The organism is Streptomyces sp. NPDC001515 (assembly GCF_053597115.1).
The window spans coordinates 1-18,166 of sequence record NZ_JBSFHN010000029.1 but is presented as its reverse complement, the minus strand read 5'-3'; the positions used below and the strand labels follow the sequence as shown (position 1 = coordinate 18,166).

19 protein-coding genes are annotated in these 18,166 nt (G+C 73.8%); 9 read left to right on the top strand and 10 right to left on the bottom strand.

Annotated elements, in window-relative coordinates; all coding sequences use genetic code 11:
- Window positions 1-57 precede the first annotated feature (57 nt).
- The gene (locus ACWCXC_RS27145; RefSeq protein WP_450890791.1) at window positions 58-708 is read left to right on the top strand and encodes a DUF1707 SHOCT-like domain-containing protein; all 651 of its coding nucleotides are present in this window, start codon (window positions 58-60) and stop codon (window positions 706-708) included.
- 13 nt (window positions 709-721) lie between these two features.
- On the opposite strand, the gene ACWCXC_RS27140 is transcribed toward ACWCXC_RS27145, so the two are convergent.
- On the bottom strand, window positions 722-1,249 hold the full coding sequence (locus tag ACWCXC_RS27140; protein ID WP_450890790.1) for a DinB family protein: 528 nt from the start codon (window positions 1,247-1,249) through the stop codon (window positions 722-724).
- 58 nt (window positions 1,250-1,307) lie between these two features.
- Window positions 1,308-2,423 (bottom strand): oxidoreductase, encoded by a 1,116-nt coding sequence (locus ACWCXC_RS27135; protein WP_450890789.1) that lies wholly within the window; start codon window positions 2,421-2,423, stop codon window positions 1,308-1,310.
- A 54-nt stretch (window positions 2,424-2,477) separates the two neighbouring features.
- Here ACWCXC_RS27135 and ACWCXC_RS27130 point away from each other — a divergent pair, with 54 nt between their 5' ends.
- On the top strand, window positions 2,478-2,861 hold the full coding sequence (locus ACWCXC_RS27130; protein WP_450684846.1) for a MerR family transcriptional regulator: 384 nt from the start codon (window positions 2,478-2,480) through the stop codon (window positions 2,859-2,861).
- Window positions 2,862-3,040: 179 nt separating this feature from the next.
- A complete protein-coding gene (def, locus tag ACWCXC_RS27125) occupies window positions 3,041-3,700 on the top strand; it encodes a peptide deformylase (protein WP_450890839.1) in 660 nt (219 codons plus the stop codon).
- Between the two features lie 138 nt (window positions 3,701-3,838).
- Here the strand turns inward: def and ACWCXC_RS27120 are convergent, their stop codons facing one another.
- Entirely contained in the window at window positions 3,839-4,441 is a 603-nt protein-coding gene (locus ACWCXC_RS27120) for a hypothetical protein (RefSeq protein ID WP_450890788.1), read from the bottom strand.
- 237 nt (window positions 4,442-4,678) lie between these two features.
- Between ACWCXC_RS27120 and ACWCXC_RS27115 the strand changes: the two genes are divergently transcribed.
- Window positions 4,679-4,867, top strand: coding sequence for a DUF6381 family protein (locus tag ACWCXC_RS27115; protein WP_450890787.1), 189 nt, complete (start codon window positions 4,679-4,681; stop codon window positions 4,865-4,867).
- A gap of 72 nt (window positions 4,868-4,939) precedes the next feature.
- On the opposite strand, the gene ACWCXC_RS27110 is transcribed toward ACWCXC_RS27115, so the two are convergent.
- The 5 genes from ACWCXC_RS27110 to ACWCXC_RS27090 form a co-directional block, all read right to left on the bottom strand.
- Window positions 4,940-5,338 carry a DUF6221 family protein gene (locus tag ACWCXC_RS27110; protein ID WP_450684842.1) on the bottom strand — a complete coding sequence of 133 codons (399 nt, stop codon included), beginning with the start codon at window positions 5,336-5,338 and terminating at the stop codon, window positions 4,940-4,942.
- Between the two features lie 108 nt (window positions 5,339-5,446).
- The gene (locus ACWCXC_RS27105; RefSeq protein ID WP_450890786.1) at window positions 5,447-6,418 is read right to left on the bottom strand and encodes an alpha/beta fold hydrolase; all 972 of its coding nucleotides are present in this window, start codon (window positions 6,416-6,418) and stop codon (window positions 5,447-5,449) included.
- Window positions 6,419-6,617: 199 nt separating this feature from the next.
- A complete protein-coding gene (locus tag ACWCXC_RS27100; RefSeq protein ID WP_450684840.1) occupies window positions 6,618-7,133 on the bottom strand; it encodes a lytic polysaccharide monooxygenase auxiliary activity family 9 protein in 516 nt (171 codons plus the stop codon).
- A 219-nt stretch (window positions 7,134-7,352) separates the two neighbouring features.
- Complete coding sequence (locus tag ACWCXC_RS27095) at window positions 7,353-8,186, bottom strand: DUF4389 domain-containing protein (RefSeq protein WP_450890785.1); 834 nt, start codon at window positions 8,184-8,186, stop codon at window positions 7,353-7,355.
- A 127-nt stretch (window positions 8,187-8,313) separates the two neighbouring features.
- The gene (locus ACWCXC_RS27090) at window positions 8,314-8,961 is read right to left on the bottom strand and encodes a VanZ family protein (RefSeq protein ID WP_450890784.1); all 648 of its coding nucleotides are present in this window, start codon (window positions 8,959-8,961) and stop codon (window positions 8,314-8,316) included.
- Between the two features lie 151 nt (window positions 8,962-9,112).
- Here ACWCXC_RS27090 and ACWCXC_RS27085 point away from each other — a divergent pair, with 151 nt between their 5' ends.
- The 3 genes from ACWCXC_RS27085 to ACWCXC_RS27075 all read left to right on the top strand — a co-directional run bounded on the left by ACWCXC_RS27085 (window position 9,113) and on the right by ACWCXC_RS27075 (window position 12,851).
- Window positions 9,113-10,642 carry an SDR family oxidoreductase gene (locus tag ACWCXC_RS27085; protein ID WP_450890783.1) on the top strand — a complete coding sequence of 510 codons (1,530 nt, stop codon included), beginning with the start codon at window positions 9,113-9,115 and terminating at the stop codon, window positions 10,640-10,642.
- Window positions 10,643-10,710: 68 nt separating this feature from the next.
- Window positions 10,711-12,084, top strand: a complete 1,374-nt coding sequence (locus ACWCXC_RS27080) for a cryptochrome/photolyase family protein (RefSeq protein ID WP_450890782.1) — start codon at window positions 10,711-10,713, stop codon at window positions 12,082-12,084.
- A gap of 152 nt (window positions 12,085-12,236) precedes the next feature.
- Window positions 12,237-12,851, top strand: coding sequence for a DUF1275 family protein (locus tag ACWCXC_RS27075; protein ID WP_450684868.1), 615 nt, complete (start codon window positions 12,237-12,239; stop codon window positions 12,849-12,851).
- Window positions 12,852-13,025: 174 nt separating this feature from the next.
- Here ACWCXC_RS27075 and rpmG read toward each other — a convergent pair whose 3' ends face one another.
- Window positions 13,026-13,190, bottom strand: a complete 165-nt coding sequence (rpmG, locus tag ACWCXC_RS27070) for a 50S ribosomal protein L33 (RefSeq protein ID WP_450890781.1) — start codon at window positions 13,188-13,190, stop codon at window positions 13,026-13,028.
- A gap of 444 nt (window positions 13,191-13,634) precedes the next feature.
- Here rpmG and ACWCXC_RS27065 point away from each other — a divergent pair, with 444 nt between their 5' ends.
- Entirely contained in the window at window positions 13,635-15,119 is a 1,485-nt protein-coding gene (locus tag ACWCXC_RS27065) for a PP2C family protein-serine/threonine phosphatase (RefSeq protein WP_450890780.1), read from the top strand.
- 40 nt (window positions 15,120-15,159) lie between these two features.
- Here the strand turns inward: ACWCXC_RS27065 and ACWCXC_RS27060 are convergent, their stop codons facing one another.
- Window positions 15,160-16,656: a DNA-binding protein NsdB gene (locus tag ACWCXC_RS27060; protein WP_450684833.1), complete on the bottom strand. Its 1,497-nt coding sequence runs from the start codon at window positions 16,654-16,656 to the stop codon at window positions 15,160-15,162.
- Window positions 16,657-16,888: 232 nt separating this feature from the next.
- On the opposite strand from ACWCXC_RS27060, the gene ACWCXC_RS27055 reads away from it, so the two are divergent.
- The gene (locus ACWCXC_RS27055; protein ID WP_450684832.1) at window positions 16,889-18,028 is read left to right on the top strand and encodes an aminoglycoside phosphotransferase family protein; all 1,140 of its coding nucleotides are present in this window, start codon (window positions 16,889-16,891) and stop codon (window positions 18,026-18,028) included.
- Window positions 18,029-18,166: the final 138 nt, after the last annotated feature.

Below are 18,166 nucleotides of genomic sequence, written 5' to 3'. Positions count from 1 at the left end.
GCCCCGGGCATGATCGCGACCGTTGCGGTCCCTGCGGACGGGGATGAGAATCGGGCCATGACGGGTGAACCACGACCGGCCGGTGACGGCGCGGACCACGACGACAGACCCGCGCTCCGGGCGTCCGACAGGGAACGCGACCAGGTGGTCGAGATCCTCCGAACGGCGGCGGGCGACGGCCGGCTGACCCTCGGGGAACTGGACGAGCGGCTCGACGCCGCTCTGTCGGCCCGGACGCGGGACGAATTGGCCCGGCTGACCGCCGATCTGCCTCTGGAGGGACGGCCCCCGCAGGCCAAGGACGTCATCAGCATCGACCAGCGGTTCGGGGACGTCACCCGCACCGGACGCTGGCTCGTCCCCCGCCGGATGGAGATCCGGCTCATGTTCTGCGAGGCGAAGCTCGACTTCACCGAGGCCGTCATCACGCACTCCGTCCTGGACATCGACGTCGATCTGCGCGTCGGGGGCAACCTGATCCTGGTGACCCGGCCCGGCATCACCGTCGACCCCGACGCGCTGGCGCGGTCCAGCGGCGAGATCAGGATCCGCCCCGCCCCCGACGGGGACGTGCCGCCGGTCCTGCGGGTCCGCCTGACCGGGCAATCCCGGGGCGGCGACATCACGGCCCGGCCTCCTCGGCGGACCCTGTCGGAGGTGGTGCGCCGCCGCGCCCGGCGCACGGACGGGGGCCGCCGGGAGGGATGACCGGCGGCGGTCCTCAGTCCCCCGTCGCGCCGTCGGTCCGTTCCCGCAGCAGGTCCGCGTGGCCGTTGTGGCGCGCGTACTCCTGGATCATCAGGACGTAGACCCAGCGAAGGCTGAGCGTGGTGTCCGCCACCGAAGGGAACGACTCGTCCAGGGAACGGCCCGCCACGCGCGCGTCGCACGTCCGGACCTCGTCGCGGAAGGCCGCGACGTCGTGCTCGGCACGGTCGGCGCGCACACCCTCGAAGCCTTCGTCACCGTCCGAGGGGCCGGCGAAGACCTCGCCGACGTCCTCACCGGCGAAGCTCCTTCTGAACCACCACCGCTCCATCTCCGCCATGTGCCGGACCAGCCCGAGCAGGGTCAGCGCCGACGGCTCCGCCGCCGTCCGCGCCAACTGCTCCCCGTCCAGCCCCGCGCACTTCACCAGCAGCGTCTCCCGGTGCCAGGTGAGCCATCCCTCCAACGTCCCCCGCTCGGACAGGACGCCGAGATCCTTCAGTTGTACGGTGCGTTCCACCACCGGTGCTTTCCACGTCATGGCCCCTACTCTCCCCGGCCGCCGGGGAACGGTTCAAGGAGGGGCGCACGGCCGGGCGTCAGCGGTCGCTGAGCGCCGGGTAGTCGTTGTAGCCCTCGGCCCCGTGGACGTGCATCAGGAACTCCGGCCGCAGAGCGTTCAGGGGTGCGCCCGTGCGCAGGCGTTCCACGAGGTCGGGGTTGGCGAGGAAGCCCCGGCCCAGGGAGACCAGATCGGCTCCGCCGGCCAGCAGCCGTTCGGCATGCCGCAGTCCGGCGTCGGCCGCAAGGTCCTCGTGGGAGAGCTTCGGGTTGGCGATGAGGGTGCCGGGCCAGGCCGACCGGATCCGCTGGTAGAGGGGTGCGTCCGGGTCGGCGTAGACGATGTGCAGATAGGCGGGGACGAGCCGGGCCAGTGCGGGCAGGAGCGCCGCGTAGAGGGCGCCGCTGTCGCCCTCCTCCACGGAGTTGACGTTGTTCTCGGGCGATATCCTTACGCCGGTCCGCTCGGCGCCGATCGCCTCCGCGACGGCCCGCACCACCGCGACGGTGAACCGGATCCGGTTCTCGACCGGGCCGCCCCACGCGTCGGTGCGCCGGTTGGTGCTCTCCGAGAGGAACTGGTGCAGCAGATGGCCGTTGGCGGAGTGGACCTCCACACCGTCGAAGCCCGCCGCCACCGCGTTGCGGGCGGCGGTCGCGAAGTCCGCGACGGTGGCGGCGATGTCGTCGGCGGACATCTCGCGCGGGGGGACGGTCTCCTGGAGGCCGGACGGGGTCGGGAGCGTCTCGGGGAAGCGCACCACCGAGGGAGCGACGGGGACGTGGCCGCTGGTGTCGGGATGGCCGACGCGGCCCCCGTGCTGCAACTGGAGGAACATCCGGCTGTCCGGATTCGTCGCTCGGACGGCCTCGGTGACGCGCCGCCAGCCCTCGATCTGGTCGGCGGTGTGGATCCCGGGGATATGCGGGTAGGTCCGGCCGACCGCATTGGGCGTCGTGGCCTCCGCGATGATGAGGCCGGCCGTGGCCCGCTGCGCGTAGTGGGTGGCCATCAGCTCGCCGGGCACGCCGTGGACATCGGCGCGATTGCGGGTGAGCGGGGCCATGACCAGGTGGTTGGCCAGGCGGAGCCCGCCGAGACGGGCCGGTGCGAAGAGGCGGGAAGCGGTGGTGGTCCGCTGGGTCTGCGTCATGCGGGGTACCGTAGAACCTCACATTGATGTCAGGTTCAAGTCGTGAGGTGCGGTATGCGGATCGGCGAACTGGCGGCGCGCACGGGTGTCGGCGAACGCTCCCTGCGCTACTACGAGGAGCAGGGGCTGCTGGCCGCCGACCGGACGCCGGGAGGCCATCGGGACTATCCCGAACGCGCCGTGGACCGGGTCATCCGCATCCAGGAGCTCTACGCGGCCGGTCTCCACAGCGCGAAGATCGCCCGGATCCTGCCCTGCATGCGCGACGAGGACGGCGGTCCCTCCGTCCGGGCGACCCCGGAGCTGGTCAACGAACTGGCCGGGGAACGGGACCGGATCGACCGCATGATCAGCGAACTGGCTCGCTCCCGCGAGGTATTGGACGAGGTCATCGCCGCCGCCTCGGCCGCCGCCCCCACCATGCCGGACCGCACCTGACGCTCCATCGGCTCCACGGCGGCCGGCCAGCGGGAACGGCCGGGTGGGGGCGGTGTTCCTCATGCATGGGGCAGCGGCTGCTACGTTGCACAGCACTGGGTCAAGCCGTGCCCCGGGCCGCCGGGCGCGGCGCGGCGCGGCGCGGCGCGGAACACGACGGACGGAAGGCGCTGACCTCGATGACGGTGGGGTTCGACGAGAGCTCGCGGGACCGGCGGGTGCGGGTGATGGGTGAGCCGGTGGACTCCTACCCGGCGCTGCCGCCGGAGGTGGAGCGGGGCGTCGTGCGCCGCATCACCGTGGTCGGCGAGGAGATCCTGCGCCGGGAGTGCAAGGACGTGACCCGGTTCGGCACCGCCGAACTGGCCCGGCTGATCGACGACATGTTCACCACGAACCGGGTGGCGGGCGGTGCGGGCCTGGCGGCCAATCAGATCGACGTGGACCTGCGGCTGTTCGTCTGGGACATCACGGACGATTGGGGGGTGCGCCATGTCGGCCACATCGCCAACCCGGTCCTGAGGGAGGTGCCGGCCGGGGAGCGCAGGCTGGTCGAGGAGGGCGAGGGCTGCCTGTCGGTCCCCGGGCCGTACCGGACGGTGGCGCGATGCGACCACGCCGTGGTCGACGGCTTCGACATGCACGGGGAGCCGCTGGTCATCGAGGGGCGCGGCTACTTCGCCCGCTGCCTCCAGCACGAGACGGACCATCTGCACGGCCGGCTCTATCTGGACCGGCTGTCCCAGCGGGAGCGGAAGTCGGCGCTGCGCGAGATGGCGGCCTCGAAGGACGAGGTCTTCGCCCGACGGGCCGCCGCAGCCGAGAAGTTGGGCAAATAGCGCGGGCGCGCCGGCCGCTGCCGGTTGTGCGGGTGCGGGAGGGCTCGAATCCCCCGTGCGCGATGCCCGCCCCGGGAGCGGGACGGGCACCGCGCGGGTGGGCCCGCAGGTCACGTACGGCCCGGGGGCACGCGCGGATCAGCCGGCGACCGGCCACTCCAGCGGTTCGCTGGTGAAGCCCTGGCTCAGCTGGACCGCGGCGGCCTTCTGGCCCTCGGGAATCAGGAACGCCTTGCAGATGTCCGCCGACTCGCCCGGGTTCAGCAGCTTCTGGGTGTCGGGCGCCGGGCAGTCGGGCCACTTGGCCTCGCCCATGATGACGATGAGGGCCCTGGTGCGCTTGCCCTTGTCGGTCTGCACCACCAGGTCGTCGTCCATGTCGCCGACCTCCATGGCCTTGCCGCTCTTGTGCGTGACCGTCGCCCACACGTACACGGGGATCTTGGGCTCCTCGCCCTTGTCCTTGTCCAGGCCGGAGTTGTCCATGTCGGCCTTCGTGCCCGTGCTCACCTTGGTGGGCGTGACCGTGTAGGTGCTGCCCTTCGACTTCTGCATGGTGCTCTCCTGCGGCGGGCTGGCCTCGCCGAGGCGGTACGTCTTCCTGTCGCCCGACGACCCCGAACCCGACGAGCCGTGCCCCTTGCGGCCCTTGCCCGAGTCCGTGCCGTTGCAGCCGCTCAGCGCCACGGCGAGTGCCAGGGCTCCCACGGCCACCGGTAAGGCCCGCTTCCACGTACGCATGATTTCCTCGTTCCCCGTTCGAACATGCTCGTTCGCCCGGCCGGAGTCTTCGATTCCTGTGCCGGGTCTGTGCGATTCAGGCGCACGATCTTGCCAGAAACCATGGGGTGTCCGCGCCGGGCCCCCGAGCCGGTGCGCTTCGGCATCCGTCGCGGCGTGTGACCGTTCGAGATGCAGGGGTGCGGGCGCGCTGATTCGCTGGTGGGGTCGGATCTCCCCGAGACCCAGGAGTGGATCATGAGCGTTGCGGACGAAACGGGCAAGCGGGCCGAACGGATCCGTGCCAAGGCCCAGGAGATGAAGGAGGCCTCCGAGCGGGCCGCCGACCCGCAGGAGCGCCGCCGTCTGGAGGACAAGGCCCGGCGGCTCCAGGAGCGGAGCGAGCAGGTGTCCACCAAGGGCGAGGGCGGCTCGAACCCGCTCTGATCGACGCGCTGCCCGGCGGCCGGTGCCGCTCCGTCCGGCCGGACGGGGCAACACCGGCCGCTTCGCGTGGAGTTACTGGGCGAAGCGGGGAAGCCACTTCACCCGGTAGTCGGGGTGGCCGGCGTGCTCGGCGGCCATCTGCCGGACCACGAAGCCCAGTCCGACCGCCCGCCCCGAGGGGAAGTCCCGCTGCGGCCGGTCGACGTCGAGGGCGGCGACCTCCGTGTACTCGTCCAGGAGGACGCGGCTCGTCTCGATGCGCCGCAGCGTCCTGGCGGGGTCCTGGAAGGCGATGTGCCGGTCGTACGGGTGTGTGCGCAGGGCGAACGCGACGGCGCCGCCGCGGTCGTGGATCTCGCCGGGCACCTCGGCCGGGCAGCGCCACGCGTCGCCGCCGGCGGCCCGTGCGACGTCCTCCTCCTCGTCGAGGCGTGCCCGGACGAACGCGACCAGGTCGGCGTTGTCTGTCATGTGGTTCCGCATCCTTCCGCTCGGTCCCGCACCACCGGGACCGAGGGGACAGTATCCCGTCACGCCGCCCGCGTGCCGCAGCCCTCGCGCGGACGCGGCGCGTGGCGTTCAGCGGCTCCGGGGACGGATCGCGCCTCGGCGCCGGGCGGGCGCCAGCAGACCGCCGCCCACGAAGACCGCGAGGCCCACCGCGCAGCCCGCCGCCGCGAGGACGAGGGTGCGGGCGCTCGTCACGGGCCGCCGGGACGGGGGCACCGTCGCCCCGGCGGCGGCGACGACCAGATCGGTGACCGCTCCGGGGCGGGACACCGGGGCGAGGTGCGAGGAGTCGACCTCGACGGTGTGCGCGCCGGCGCGCTCGGCCTGGAAACGTTCCAGTTCCGGCGCGAGGAGCCGGTCCTCGGTGGCGACGAGAGCCCAGGAGGGTACGGTGCGCCAGCCGGCCGCCGTGGCCGGCTGAGTGAACACGGCCGCGTCGAGCGGACGTTGGGCGGTTGCGAGGACTGCGGTGGTGCCGGCCGGACGGTCGGCGGCGACGAGGTCGTGGAACCGGCCGGGGGCGAGGGACAGGGCCGCTCCCCGGGTGCCGTCGGTGTCGCGCACGGGGGTGCGGGTGAGCGCGTCGGTGAGCGCTCCGCCCGGGAAGCGGGCGCAGAGCCGGCCGAGCGTCTCGCCCCGGTCCGGCATCAGGGCGGCTATGTAGACCAGCGCCCGCACCTTCGGGTCGTCCGCGCCCGCCCCGCCGATGACGGCACCGCCGTAGCCGTGGCCGACGAGCACGACGGGGCCGGAGATCCGGTCGAGCGCGGTGCGCAGGGCGGCGGCGTCCTCGGCGGGTCCGCGCGGCGGGATGTCCGGGGCGAGGACCGGGTGGCCGAGGCGCTGGAGGCGGGTGGCGACGGCGTTCCAGGCGGAGGCGTCGGTGAAGGCGTCGTGCACCAGCACCACGGTCGGCGCCGGTGCGCCCGCGCCGCCCGGTGCGGCGGCCTCGGCCGGTGCCGCCGCGGCGGACAGGGCCATGGCGAGCACGGCGGCGAGGGCCGCGGCCCGCCGGGGAGCGGGAGGGGCGGGTATGCGCATGCTGCACCCGATTCTGACGACGCCGTGGTCCCTCCAGGGTGGCGAGCCGGGGCGGGTTCGGCGCGGCGCGGCGGGCAGCCGGGTGACGGTGGCGCAGCGGCGGAGCCCCCACCCGGGGGGTGGGGGCTCCGGTCCCGGGTCCGGCGCGCGGGGACGGCCGGGTCCGGACGGTGCCGCACGCCGGGGGTGCGGGCGCGGATCAGCTGACGTCGACGTCCACGCAGGCGTAGAAGGCATTGGCCGTGTCGGCGATGTTCCACACCGCGAGCACCTTCTGGCGGCCGGTGTGGCTGCCGAAGTTCACCTGGTGGGTGACGGTGGCCCCGGGCTGGGCGCCGCCGTCGTTGAACTCGGCGATCTTCTGGCCGTTGGCGTAGTACTGCCAGGTGCTGGTGGCGTGGCGGGCGGTGAGCACCCACTGGAAGGAGGCGGTGCGGCCGACGGGGCTGACCTTCCAGCCCTTGGTGTCGTCGTCGAGTTCGGCGAAGCCGCTGTTGCCGCCGCTGCAACTGGTCAGCCCCTTGGGACCTTCCACGCTCTGGGGTTCGTACTGGATGGCGCCGCAGCTGATGGTCCTGGCGGCGCACTGCGCCTGTCGGCTGGGCGGGGACGAGATGTAGCCGTGGGCGTCGGCCGAGGCCGCCGGGAGGCTCAGGGCGAGCACCGGGGCGAGTAGGGCGCCGACGACGGCTGCGGTCTTCCTTTTCGCGTGCATGCTGCTCCTCCTTCACATGAGGCATCGCCGCGTACGGTCCGGGTGTGGGGCCCGGGCCCGGCGGCCGTGCCTCTCAGGTGTGGGGCCAAGAGACGCGAAGGGCACGGCAGGATACGCGACCGGAACCGCCCCGAAGGAGCGTCCGGCACCGGCCCTGCACTTGGACTAGACCATACTTATTGATGCGTACTCGTCAAGACGCACACCGTCCGGCGGCGCTCAGCCGCCCGTGACACCGCCCGGCCGCCCGGCGGACACCGGGGCCCCCATGCCGTAGTCCGAACCGCCGGACGAACCGTCGGACACCGCCCCGGTCACCGATGTCGTGACATCGGCGAAGAGGCCGACGATCAGGAAGAGGCCGAGCAGCACCTTGCCCCCGGTGCCCAGGACCAGCGGCCGGGTCGCCGACCGCCCCTGCCGCTCCGGCACCGACAGCGCGTCCTCGCCGAAGAGGCCCTTGGGGTAGGCCGGGCTCAGCATCGACAGATAGGCCGAGACCCGCATCTCGTAGCGCAGGACGGCGGCCGTCGCCTCGAACAGCGGGCGCGGCATGCGCCCCAGGACCAGGGTGACCAGCCACCAGATCACCGCGAGCGCGTACCAGCCGGACGCGGCGAGGCTCTGCACGACGGCCGCGGGAATGACCAGGATCAGCCGGAACAGGACGGCCAGCCGGTTGAGCCGCGTCGGCCGTACGTCGATGCGCACCGGATAGTCCGACGGCTGGGTCAAGGTGAACGGCGGATAGCGGTCGACGAGCAGCATGGCGCTCGCGGAGACCCGGGTGCGGTAGGCCAGCGTGGCCGCGAGGAACCCGAAGACGGGAACCGGCAGCCGGCCCAGCACCAGGGCGGCGAACCAGCCGAACACCACGGTGAAGAAAGCCGCGATCCCCAGGAAGAACAGCACGACGGCGTGCGGGATCAGCAGCAGGAGCCGGAAGAAGACCGTGAGCCGGCGCTGGCGGGCCGGCTCGACGAGGTCCAGCACCGGCAGGAACTCCTCCGCGTCCCCCGATCCGCGCCCCGGACTCCACTGCGCGTCGGCCATGTCGCTCCCCTTCGGCGGGTGATCCGTACGCCTGCTGCGCACGCGGCGTCACCCCACGCTGGGACCGGCGGCCCGGGGCCGCAATCGTCCGGAGGCCGATCGGGTGCCCCGTCCACGGCCCCGCCCCTCACCGCCGGCGGGAGCGGAGCCGCGTGAGCCGCTCGCGCGCTCCGGCGCGCGTCCGCGTCCACCACGGCTTCCGGCGCGCGGCGCCCCGGCGCCTGCGGGCCGCGGCCGGCTTCGCCGGAGCGGGCGGGTCGGTCCCGGCGTCCGGTCCGGCCGCGAGGACGTGGTAGCGATGGCTCGCCCACCGGCCCACCAGCAGATAGCCGAGGAGCGCACCCGCCGTGTTGAGGATGACGTCGTCGATGTCGAAGGCGCGCCCCTCCACCAGAGCGCCCTGCGCCAGTTCGATCACGGCGACGGCCGCGACGGTCAGCAGGAACGTCCGCAGCACGCGCAGCCGCCTGGGCAGGAGCACCGGAAGCAGCACGCCGAACGGCATGCCCAGCAGAAGATTGCCGCCCATCTGCTCGCAGGCGGCGAGGAAGGTGTAGTGCTCCGCGTACAGGCGCAGGGAGCGCCCCGGGCGGAGGTTGGACGTCACGAGGTCGGCCGACGCGGGCGACGGGGTGAGCGTCACTTTCGCCAGCACGACGGAGAATCCGGTCATCGCGAGAAGGGCCGCCGTCAGCACGGTCACCCGCAGCAGAACCCGCCCCGCGGCGCGGCGGCGCGCGGCGCCGCCCGTACGGTTCACAGCTTCTGAGTCCATGGACGACACATGCCCCCGACCTGGCGTGCCACGCCCCTCGGGGCCGCGCCCGCGCCCTGCGCCGCGCGCCGGGGCGGGTCAGACTGGTCGGAGCGTCCGGCACGGAACGGTCCGGCGCACGGCGGGACACGGCGATCGATGCGGAGACGTCATGGCGAGCGACGGAACGGACCGGCCCCCGGTCTGCCTGGTCACCGGGGCCACCGGATACATCGGCGGACGGCTCGTCCCCGAGCTGCTGGCGGCCGGTTTCCGGGTGCGCTGTCTGGCCCGAACCCCGGAGAAGCTGCGGGACCAGCCCTGGGCCGCCGACGTCGACGTCGTCCGGGGCGACGTCACCGACGCCGGCTCGCTCGCCCCGGCGATGGAGGGCGCCGACGTGGCGTACTACCTGGTGCACGCGCTGAGCTCGGGCTCCGGGTTCGAGGAGACCGACCGCAGGGCCGCCACCGTCTTCGGCGGCGCGGCCCGCGACGCGGGCGTCGGCCGGATCGTCTACCTCGGCGGCCTCACCCCGGCCGGGGTGCCCGAACGTGAGCTGTCGCCGCATCTGCGCTCCCGCGCCGAGGTCGGGCGGATCCTTCTGGAGTCCGGTGTCCCGACCGCCGTGCTCAGGGCCGCGGTCATCATCGGCTCCGGTTCGGCCTCCTTCGAAATGCTGCGCTATCTCACCGAACGCCTGCCGGTCATGGTGACGCCGAGCTGGGTGTCCACCCGCATCCAGCCGATCGCGGTCCGGGACGTGCTGCGCTTCCTGGTGGGCGCCGCCCGGCTGCCCCGCGAGGTGAACCGCGCCTTCGACATCGGCGGGCCCGACATCGTCACGTACCGCGACATGATGCAGCACTACGCGAAGGTCGCGCGCCTCCCGCACCGGCTGATCCTCCCCGTCCCCATGCTCAGCCCCGGCCTCTCCAGTCACTGGATCGGCCTGATCACCCCGGTCCCGAGGTCCCTGGCCCGTCCGCTGGCCGAATCGCTGCGGTACGAGGTGGTGTGCACCGAGCACGACATCGCCCGCTACGTCCCCGACGGGCCGGGGCAGCCCTTCGGCCTGGACAAGGCGCTGGAGCTGGCGCTGCAACGGGTCCGGGAGGCGAGGGTCACGACCCGGTGGTCCTCCGCCTCCGTGCCGGGCGTGCCCAGCGATCCCCTCCCCACGGACCCCGACTGGGCCGGCGGCAGCCTGTACACGGATGTGCGCGGCCGCGCCGTGGACGCGCCGCCCGAGGCCCTGTGGCGGGTGATCGAGGGGATCGGCGGCGAGCACGGCTGGTACTCGTTCCCCCTGGCCTGGGCGGTGCGCGGCTGGCTCGACCGGCTGGTGGGCGGAGTGGGGCTGCGGCGCGGCCGGCGGGACACCGACCGGCTGCGGGTGGGCGACTCGCTGGACTTCTGGCGGGTGGAGGAGATCGAACCGGGCCGGCTGCTGCGGCTGCGCGCGGAGATGCGGCTGCCCGGTCTGGCCTGGCTGGAGATGTACGCCGAACCCGGGGGTCCGGGCCGCTCGCGCTACCGGCAGCGGGCCCTGTTCCATCCGCGCGGGCTGCTGGGTCACGCGTACTGGTGGAGTGTGTGGCCGTTCCACTCCGTCGTGTTCGGCGGCATGGCCCGCAAGATCGCCCGCACGGCGGCCACGACGGCGTCACCCGAACCGGCGAGGCGCGTGGCGCCGCGCTGACGGATGCGCCCGGGGAGCGGCCGGAAGGGGGGACGATAGCGGCTCCCCGGCCTCCCAGGAGTTGAGCCATGACCGTAGCGGTCGTCCTGTTCACCGCCGACCTCCGGCTGCACGACCATCCGCCGCTGCGGGCGGCGCTCGCCCACGCCGACGAGGTCGTGCCGCTGTTCGTCCGCGACCGGGCCGTGGACGCGGCGGGGTTCGGCGCCCCGAACCGGCGGGCCTTCCTCGCCGACTGCCTGCGCGACCTCGACGCCGGGCTCCGCGAGCGCGGCGGCCGGCTGGTGGTGCGCTCGGGCGACGTCATCGAGGAGGTGGGCCGGGTGGTCGCCGCGACCGGCGCCCGGGACGTCCATGTCGCGGCCGGGGCCAGCGCGTTCGCCCGCCACCGCGAGGAGCGGCTGCGGGCCGCGCTGGAGTCCGGGGGCCGGCGGCTGCACGTCCACGACGCCGTGGTCACGGCGGTCGCTCCCGGTGCGGTGACGCCCGCCGCCTCCGACCACTTCGCCGTGTTCACGCCGTACTTCCGGCGGTGGTCGCACCAGCCGGTCCGCGACCCCTTCGGCGCGCCCCGCACGGTACGCGTCCCGGAGACCGCCGCCTCGGAGCCGTTGCCGGAGCGCGCCCGGGTCTCCGGGGTCTCGGAGGGACTGGCCGAGGGCGGGGAGCGGCGGGCCCGCGCGCTGCTGACCGCGTGGCGGCGCCGGGGGCTCGACGCGTACGAGGAACGGCACGACGATCTGGCCGGGGACGCGACGTCGCGGCTCTCGCCGCATCTGCACTTCGGCACCCTGTCCCCCACCGAGGCCGTGCACCGGGCGCGCGCGGCCGGCGGGGAGGGCGCGGAGGCGTTCGTGCGGCAGCTGTGCTGGCGGGAGTTCCACCACCAGGTGCTCGCCGCCCGGCCCGACGCCTCCCGCACGGACTACCGCACCCGGCACGACCAGTGGCGCTCCGAGAAGGAGGCGGCCGAGGAGATCGAGGCGTGGCGGCGGGGCCGGACCGGCTATCCGGTGGTCGACGCGGCCCTGCGTCAGCTGCGCCACGAGGGCTGGATGCACAACCGGGGCCGGCTCCTCACCGCCGGCTTCCTGACCAAGACCCTGTACGTCGACTGGAGGGTCGGGGCCCGGCACTTCCTGGACCTCCTCGTCGACGGGGACGTCGCCAACAACCAGCTGAACTGGCAATGGATGGCCGGCACGGGCACCGACAGCCGCCCCAACCGCGTCCTCAACCCGGTGGCACAGGCCAAGCGGTACGACCCCGACGGCGCCTATGTGCGCCGCTGGGTGCCGGAGCTGGCCGATGTGCCGGGGGCCGCGGTGCACGAGCCGTGGAAGCTCCGGGACGCACCGCGCGGCGTGCGCGCGTATCCGGCGCCGCTGGTCGACCTGGGCGAGGGGCTGGCCCGCTTCAGGCGGGCGCGCGGCCTGGACTGAGCGGCCGGTCCGCCCGCGGGGCGCGACGACCGGCGCGCCGAGCCCGGGGCGGTCCGGGCGGCGGCGAGGATTCCGGTGTGCCCACTCCCCCGGTGTCCGCCGAACCCGCCGTCCTGCCGGATCCCGGCCGTCCGCGCGCCCGTACCGCGCTGGTGCTGCTCTCCGCCGCCTCCGGCGCGGCGGACGCCTTCGTGTTCCTCTGCGTCGGACAGGTCTTCGCCGGGGTGATGACCGGCAATCTGGTGCTGCTCGGGGCCTCGGCCGCCGGCGCGGGCGAGAGCGGGGTCGCCGCACGGGTGGTGGCCGCACTCGTCTCGTACGGATGCGGGGTGGCGTGGGCCGCGCGGGTGGGCGGGCGGACCTCGGGCCGGATTCCGGTGATGCTGCTGGCCGAGGTGGCGCTGCTCTCGGCGGGGGCGGTGCTGTGGGGGTGCGGGGTGATCGCGTCGGAGGCGGCCCGGCTGGGGCTGCTGGCGGCGCTGGGACTCGCGATGGGCATCCAGGCGGGGATCAGGGACACCCCGACGAACTACTTCACCGGCACCCTGACCGCGCTCGTCGGGCGCCTCGCCCGGGGGACGCGGGGGCGCGGCGACGGCTGGGTGCTGGGCCGGCTGGCCGCCGTGGTCGCGGGCGCGGGCGGGGCGGCGCTGACGGTGCGGCTGTGGCCGGCGGGCGGTGCGGTGGCGGCGGCGGTGCTCGCGGCGGCGGCCCTGCTGGTGGAGGCGGCGGGCCGGTCCGGCGCGACGGCCGGGCCCGGCAGGTGAGGTCCGGACAGAACTGTGCCCCGGCCGGATCGGGGGAATCCAGCCGGGGCGGTCTCGGGGTGGGAGCGCTGTGCGCACCGCCCACATATAGATGAACGATAAACCACCAGGTTCCGTTCCCGCGCACCCGCACCCCGGAGTGTGATCCAGGGCACGGGACGCTGTCGCGGAGCGTCAGCGTTCCTCACGGAACAGCACGTGCCGCCCGGCCACGGGGTCGAACTTGCGCAGGACCAGCCGGTCGGGGGTGATGCGGCGGCTCTTGCGCGTCACATAGCCGTGCCCCGTCCCCGCGGTCGAGCGGAGGGTGACGACGGGACGGACTTCACTGCGGGCCATGGGCGCCTCCGGACTCGTATCCACGCCCCCGTCACCCTTGTCGGCAACGGGATTCGTTTTCGTTACGCTGATGCAACGCGGACGTGTCCCAGCGCATTCCCGCCGCTCGGAATCCCCCTTCCCCCGCCACAGAGCCGGCGGGCGCCCCGGCCCGGAACCCTTCCGGAGGACTTCGCGCATATGCCCCCGCGAGATGCGTACGCCCCGCGCAAAAACGGCGCTCATCAGCGCTCAAACGTCCGCGCGCGCCGGTTGACTTGCATCAACGCCCGTAGGCAGCAAAGGTGTTCGACGGATCGAGCCTCCAGTCCGCCGCTGGCATATGCCTGGTGCAAGAACGCGTCGAGTGTCGCCAAACCACTTACGGGCTCCCGCCGGCTGTGCGACAGTCGTATTCGGTCCACCCTCAGACCTGGTTGTACCGCGCCCGTATCGGAGTACGACATGCCGCCCCATCTGTCCGCGGACCGGCCCGCGCCCCAGCCGCCCGAACGCGACGCCGCCGGTGCCTCCGGCGCCGTCGACGCGCTGATCCACCGGGCGCTCAGGCTGCGCGGGGACGTGGACGCGGTGCGGCGCGACACCGTCCGGGCGGACGAGGACGACCCGCAGCAGCGCTGGCAGCGCGCGCTCTGCGAGCTGGCGGTGCATCAGCTCGACGATCTCGGCGCGCAGTTGGGACAGCTCAAGGAAGGGCTCCCCCACCGGGCCACGGAGTCCGCGCGGCAGTCCGCCGCCGCACCGGACGGGGCCGCGCCGCAGAGCGCGCGCGACGAGGGCCCCGGCTCGCTGATCGGCCGGGTGGGCAGCGCCGAATGGAACCTCCTGACGGACGAGGTCAGCTGGTCCGGGGAACTGCTCCGGATCTTCGGCCGCACCGCCGACGCCGGACCGCTCTCGCTGGACGAGCTGCCCTCCGTCCTGCTCCCCGAGGACCAGCCGCTCCTCACCGCCCTGGTGACGGACTGCCTCGTCGACGGCAAGCCGATAGACGGCGAGTTCCGCATCCTGCGCCCGGACGGGCAGACCAGGACCCTGCACATGATGGGCGAGCCGGTCCTCGACACCGACGGCTGCACCGCCTCCATGTGGGCGGTCATGCGGGACGTCAGCGCGCTGCGCCGCAGCCAGCAGACCGTCCGCAGGACCCAGGACACCTTCCGCCGCCAGCAGGACATCGCCCGGGCCGAGCGCCGGGTGGCCAGGGACCTCCAGGAGGCCGTACTGCCTCCGTGGCGCGAGTCCCTCCGCCTTCCGGAACAGGGCCCGGGAGCGCTCGACATCGCGGCGCACTACCTCCCGTCCGAGTCCGGCGCGCTCATCGGCGGCGGCTGGTACGACGCGATGGAACTGCCCGACGGCAGAACGCTGCTGACGGTCGGCGACCTCACCGGCCACGGCATCCGAGCCACCTCCGCCATGGCGATGATCCTGGGCGCCCTGCGCGGGATGGCGGTGGCCGGCATCGCACCCGCCGCGCTGATGGGCCACCTCAACCACTTACTGGAGACGTCCGTCCAGCCCGCCCTCGGCAGCGCGGTGTGCTGCCGCTTCGACCCCGCCACCCGCGTCCTGGAATGGGCGCAGGCAGGACACCCGGCCCCGCTGCTCTTCCGCAACGGCACCGGGCGCCCCGTTCCCCAGCCGGACGGCATCCTGCTGGGAGCGGCCCCGGCGGCCGTCTACGAGCAGGACGAACTGCGCCTGCTGCCCGGTGACGTGCTGGTGCTGCACACCGACGGTCTGGCCCGGGACGGGGGCAGCGCGGAGCGCGGCCTGCGTCCGGGCCTGGACACACTCCTCGGACTCGCCCCGCGCTTCGCGCGGGCCCGTTCGGCACAGGAGTGCGTACGCGCCGTCGTCGAGGAGTTCGGCGGAACCGAGCGCATGGACGACGCCGGCGTGCTCGTCGTCCGCATCGCGGCCTAGGAACGGGCCGCCGGGCAGGAATCTCTGTCGTACCGCGCCCTCAGATCTCGGCGCTCCGGGGCCGCTTGACGAGCTGGCTCTGCGGCAGCGAGCGCTTGATCTCCTGGCGCAGGTCCTCGATCTTCCCGTACCCCGCGAACTGCCCCGTCAGCCGGTACATCTCGCGCAGCCGGTCCCAGGTGCGGTGCGAGGAGGTCTCCCCCATCGTCACCAGGGCGAGCCGGGCGTAGCGGTCGGCCTGCTCGGGGTCGTCGGCGATGAAGCAGGCCGAGGCCAGCGAGATGTAGTCGAAGATCTTGGACCGCTGGCGTCCGTTGACCCGCAGTTCCAGCGCCCGCTTGGCGTGGCGCTGGGCGGGGACGGCGGCCGAGGGGTCGTGCTCGGCCAGGGTGCGGAACGCCAGGGCCTGCATGCCGTGCAGATCCGCCTCGTCGAACATCTGCATCCAACTGGGCGGCGGCACATCGGTCTTGTCGGAGACGAACAGCTCCTCGGCCAGACCGAGGGTGCGGCGCATGGCCTGCCCGTGCCCCATCGACGCCTGCGCCCATGCCTCGATGGTGTGCAGCATCGCCTGGGTGCGCGGCAGGACCATGTCGCCGGAGCCGGACTTGGCGAGCTTCATCAGGTCGAGGGCGTCGTCGGGGCGGCCCAGGTGGACCATCTGACGGGCCGCCCGGGAGAGCGCCTCGCCCGCGCGGGGCCGGTCGCCGCCCTCGCGCGCCGCGTGCGCGGCGATGACGAAGTACTTCTGGGCCGTGGGTTCGAGGCCGATGTCGTGGGACATCCAGCCGGCCAGGACGGCGAGGTTGGCCGCGACGCCCCAGAGGCGCCGCTGGAGGTGGTCGGGGTGGCGGTAGGCGAGCATGCCGCCCACCTCGTTGAGCTGGCCCACGACCGCCTTGCGCTGGAGGCCGCCCCCCCGGGAGGCGTCCCAGGCGCGGAACACCTCCACGGAATGCTCCAGCGCCTCGATCTCCTCGGAGCCGATGGGCGCGGCCTCGTACCGGTCGAAGCCGGCCGGGTCCGCGTGCGCGGGATCGTCGATGCGTGGGGCGTCCGCCGCCAGGACGGGGTCGGTGTGGAGCCAGTCGTGCATGGGGCCGGCGATGGTCGAGCCTGCGGCGAGCGCGGCGCCCGCGCTCACCAAGCCGCGTCGGTTGAGCATGAGGTCCATTCCCGTGAATTCGGTGAGGACCGCTGCCGTCCGCTCGGGCGCCCACGGGAGCCGGTCGGGATTCTGCTCCGTCCCGGCCTCCCGCCGTTTCCCCGCACGCCCGCGTCGGCCGAACCCGAGGTCCTCGATGGTCACGACACGACCGAGCCGCTCGGTGAACAGGGCAGCCAGCACCTTGGGGACGGGATCGCGCGGGGACTCCCCCATGTCGATCCAGCGCCTCACGCGCGAGGTGTCGGTGGCCAGCTGCGGATGGCCCATGGCCGCCGCCTGCCGGTTCACCATTCTCGCGAGTTCGCCCTTGGACCAGCCGGCAAGGCCGAACAGGTCCGACAGACGGGTGTTGGGTTCTCCGGTCACGTCAAGCCCCCAGGTTCTCGGCTGTGTTGACAGTAACCCCGTGTCAGGTGCCGTGCGACTATTCGCCAGGCTTCGCCAGGGCACGCTACGTGGATACACACCCGTGCGCCGGTGTCAGGTAGGAAAGCGCCACCCCGCCCGGCAGCCCTCGGTACTCCCCAGGGTGCCGAACGGCCGCCGGGCCGGGGCGGCGCACGCTACTTGTCGGCGCACGAAGGGATCTGTCTCGCCCATGTACACAGCATCGTCCTCCGTGTCCGCCCCGCCCCGGCCGCTTCGACCCCTCGGGGCGGGCGGCGGACCGTATCTCGATCCCCGCGCCACCGTCCCGGCGCCGGGCATCGGCCGGCCCCGGCGCGCGGCAGGGCCCGGTGCCCCCTCGCTCGGCGGACGGCTGGACCTGTCCGGGCCGCAGGGCGCGCAGTTGAGGATGGTGATCGCCTCGGTCCACCGGATCTGCCCGGAGTTCAACCCGGTGCAGGTCCTGCGGCGCAGCGGCCGTTCGGTCCTGCTCGTGGGCTCGACCGGCCGCGCGACCGCGGTCGCCAAGTGTTTACTGGACCACTCCCCCGCGTGGTCGGAGCGGTTCCGGCACGAGATAGCGGCGTACCGGGCGTTCGTCCGGCACCGCCCGCCGGTCCGGGCGCCCCGGCTGATCGCCGCGGATCCGGAGAACTGCACCCTGGTCATCGAGCGGATGCCCGGCCGGGTGGCGGCGCTGACCCGCCACCCCTCGGAGGCCCCGCCGCGTGCCGATCTGCGGGCCGTGCTCGGCGCGGTCACCCGGGTCAACGCCTGGCGCCCGCCGCCCGGTCTCTTCGAGGCCCCGCTGGACTACGCGGCGCGGATCGCCCGCTATCACGAGCTGGGGCTCTTCACCGACCGTGATCTGGGCGATCTCCAGAAGCTGCTGCACGGCCTGGCCCACGCGGGGGGCCGCCAGGGCATGGGCCAGTTCTGCCACGGGGACGCGCTGCTCTCCAACATCCTGCTGTCGCCCACCGGCCCGGTGCTGGTGGACTGGGAGCACGCGGGCTGGTATCTGCCGGGCTACGACCTGGCGACGCTGTGGGCGGTCCTGGGGGACGCTCCGGTGGCGCGGCGCCAGATCAGCCAGCTGGCCCAGGCGGCCGGCACGGCGGCACGGGACGCGTTCCTGATCAACCTGATGCTGGTGCTCACCCGGGAGATCCGGACGTACGAGACGGCCGTGCAGCGCGCCATGCGGGACTCCGCCGCTCCCGTGCGGGCCGGCCAGGAACGTCCCGGGGCGCTGTCGTCGGGCGAGGAGCAGCGTCTGCTGCTGCGCCGCCTCCACGACGACTGCGCCATGGCCCGGCGTGCCGTGCGGGCCGCGGTCGGTACGCGTTAGACCTGACCGACGGGGGAGGCGCGCCGCGGGGGCCGGGGCGCCACACCCCGCCCCCCGCGCGCGGGGGGGGGGGCGGGCGCCGGGGGGGGCGCAGTTCCCCACGGGGGGCGTTTTGAAGTGGTTGCGGGGGGCGCGATG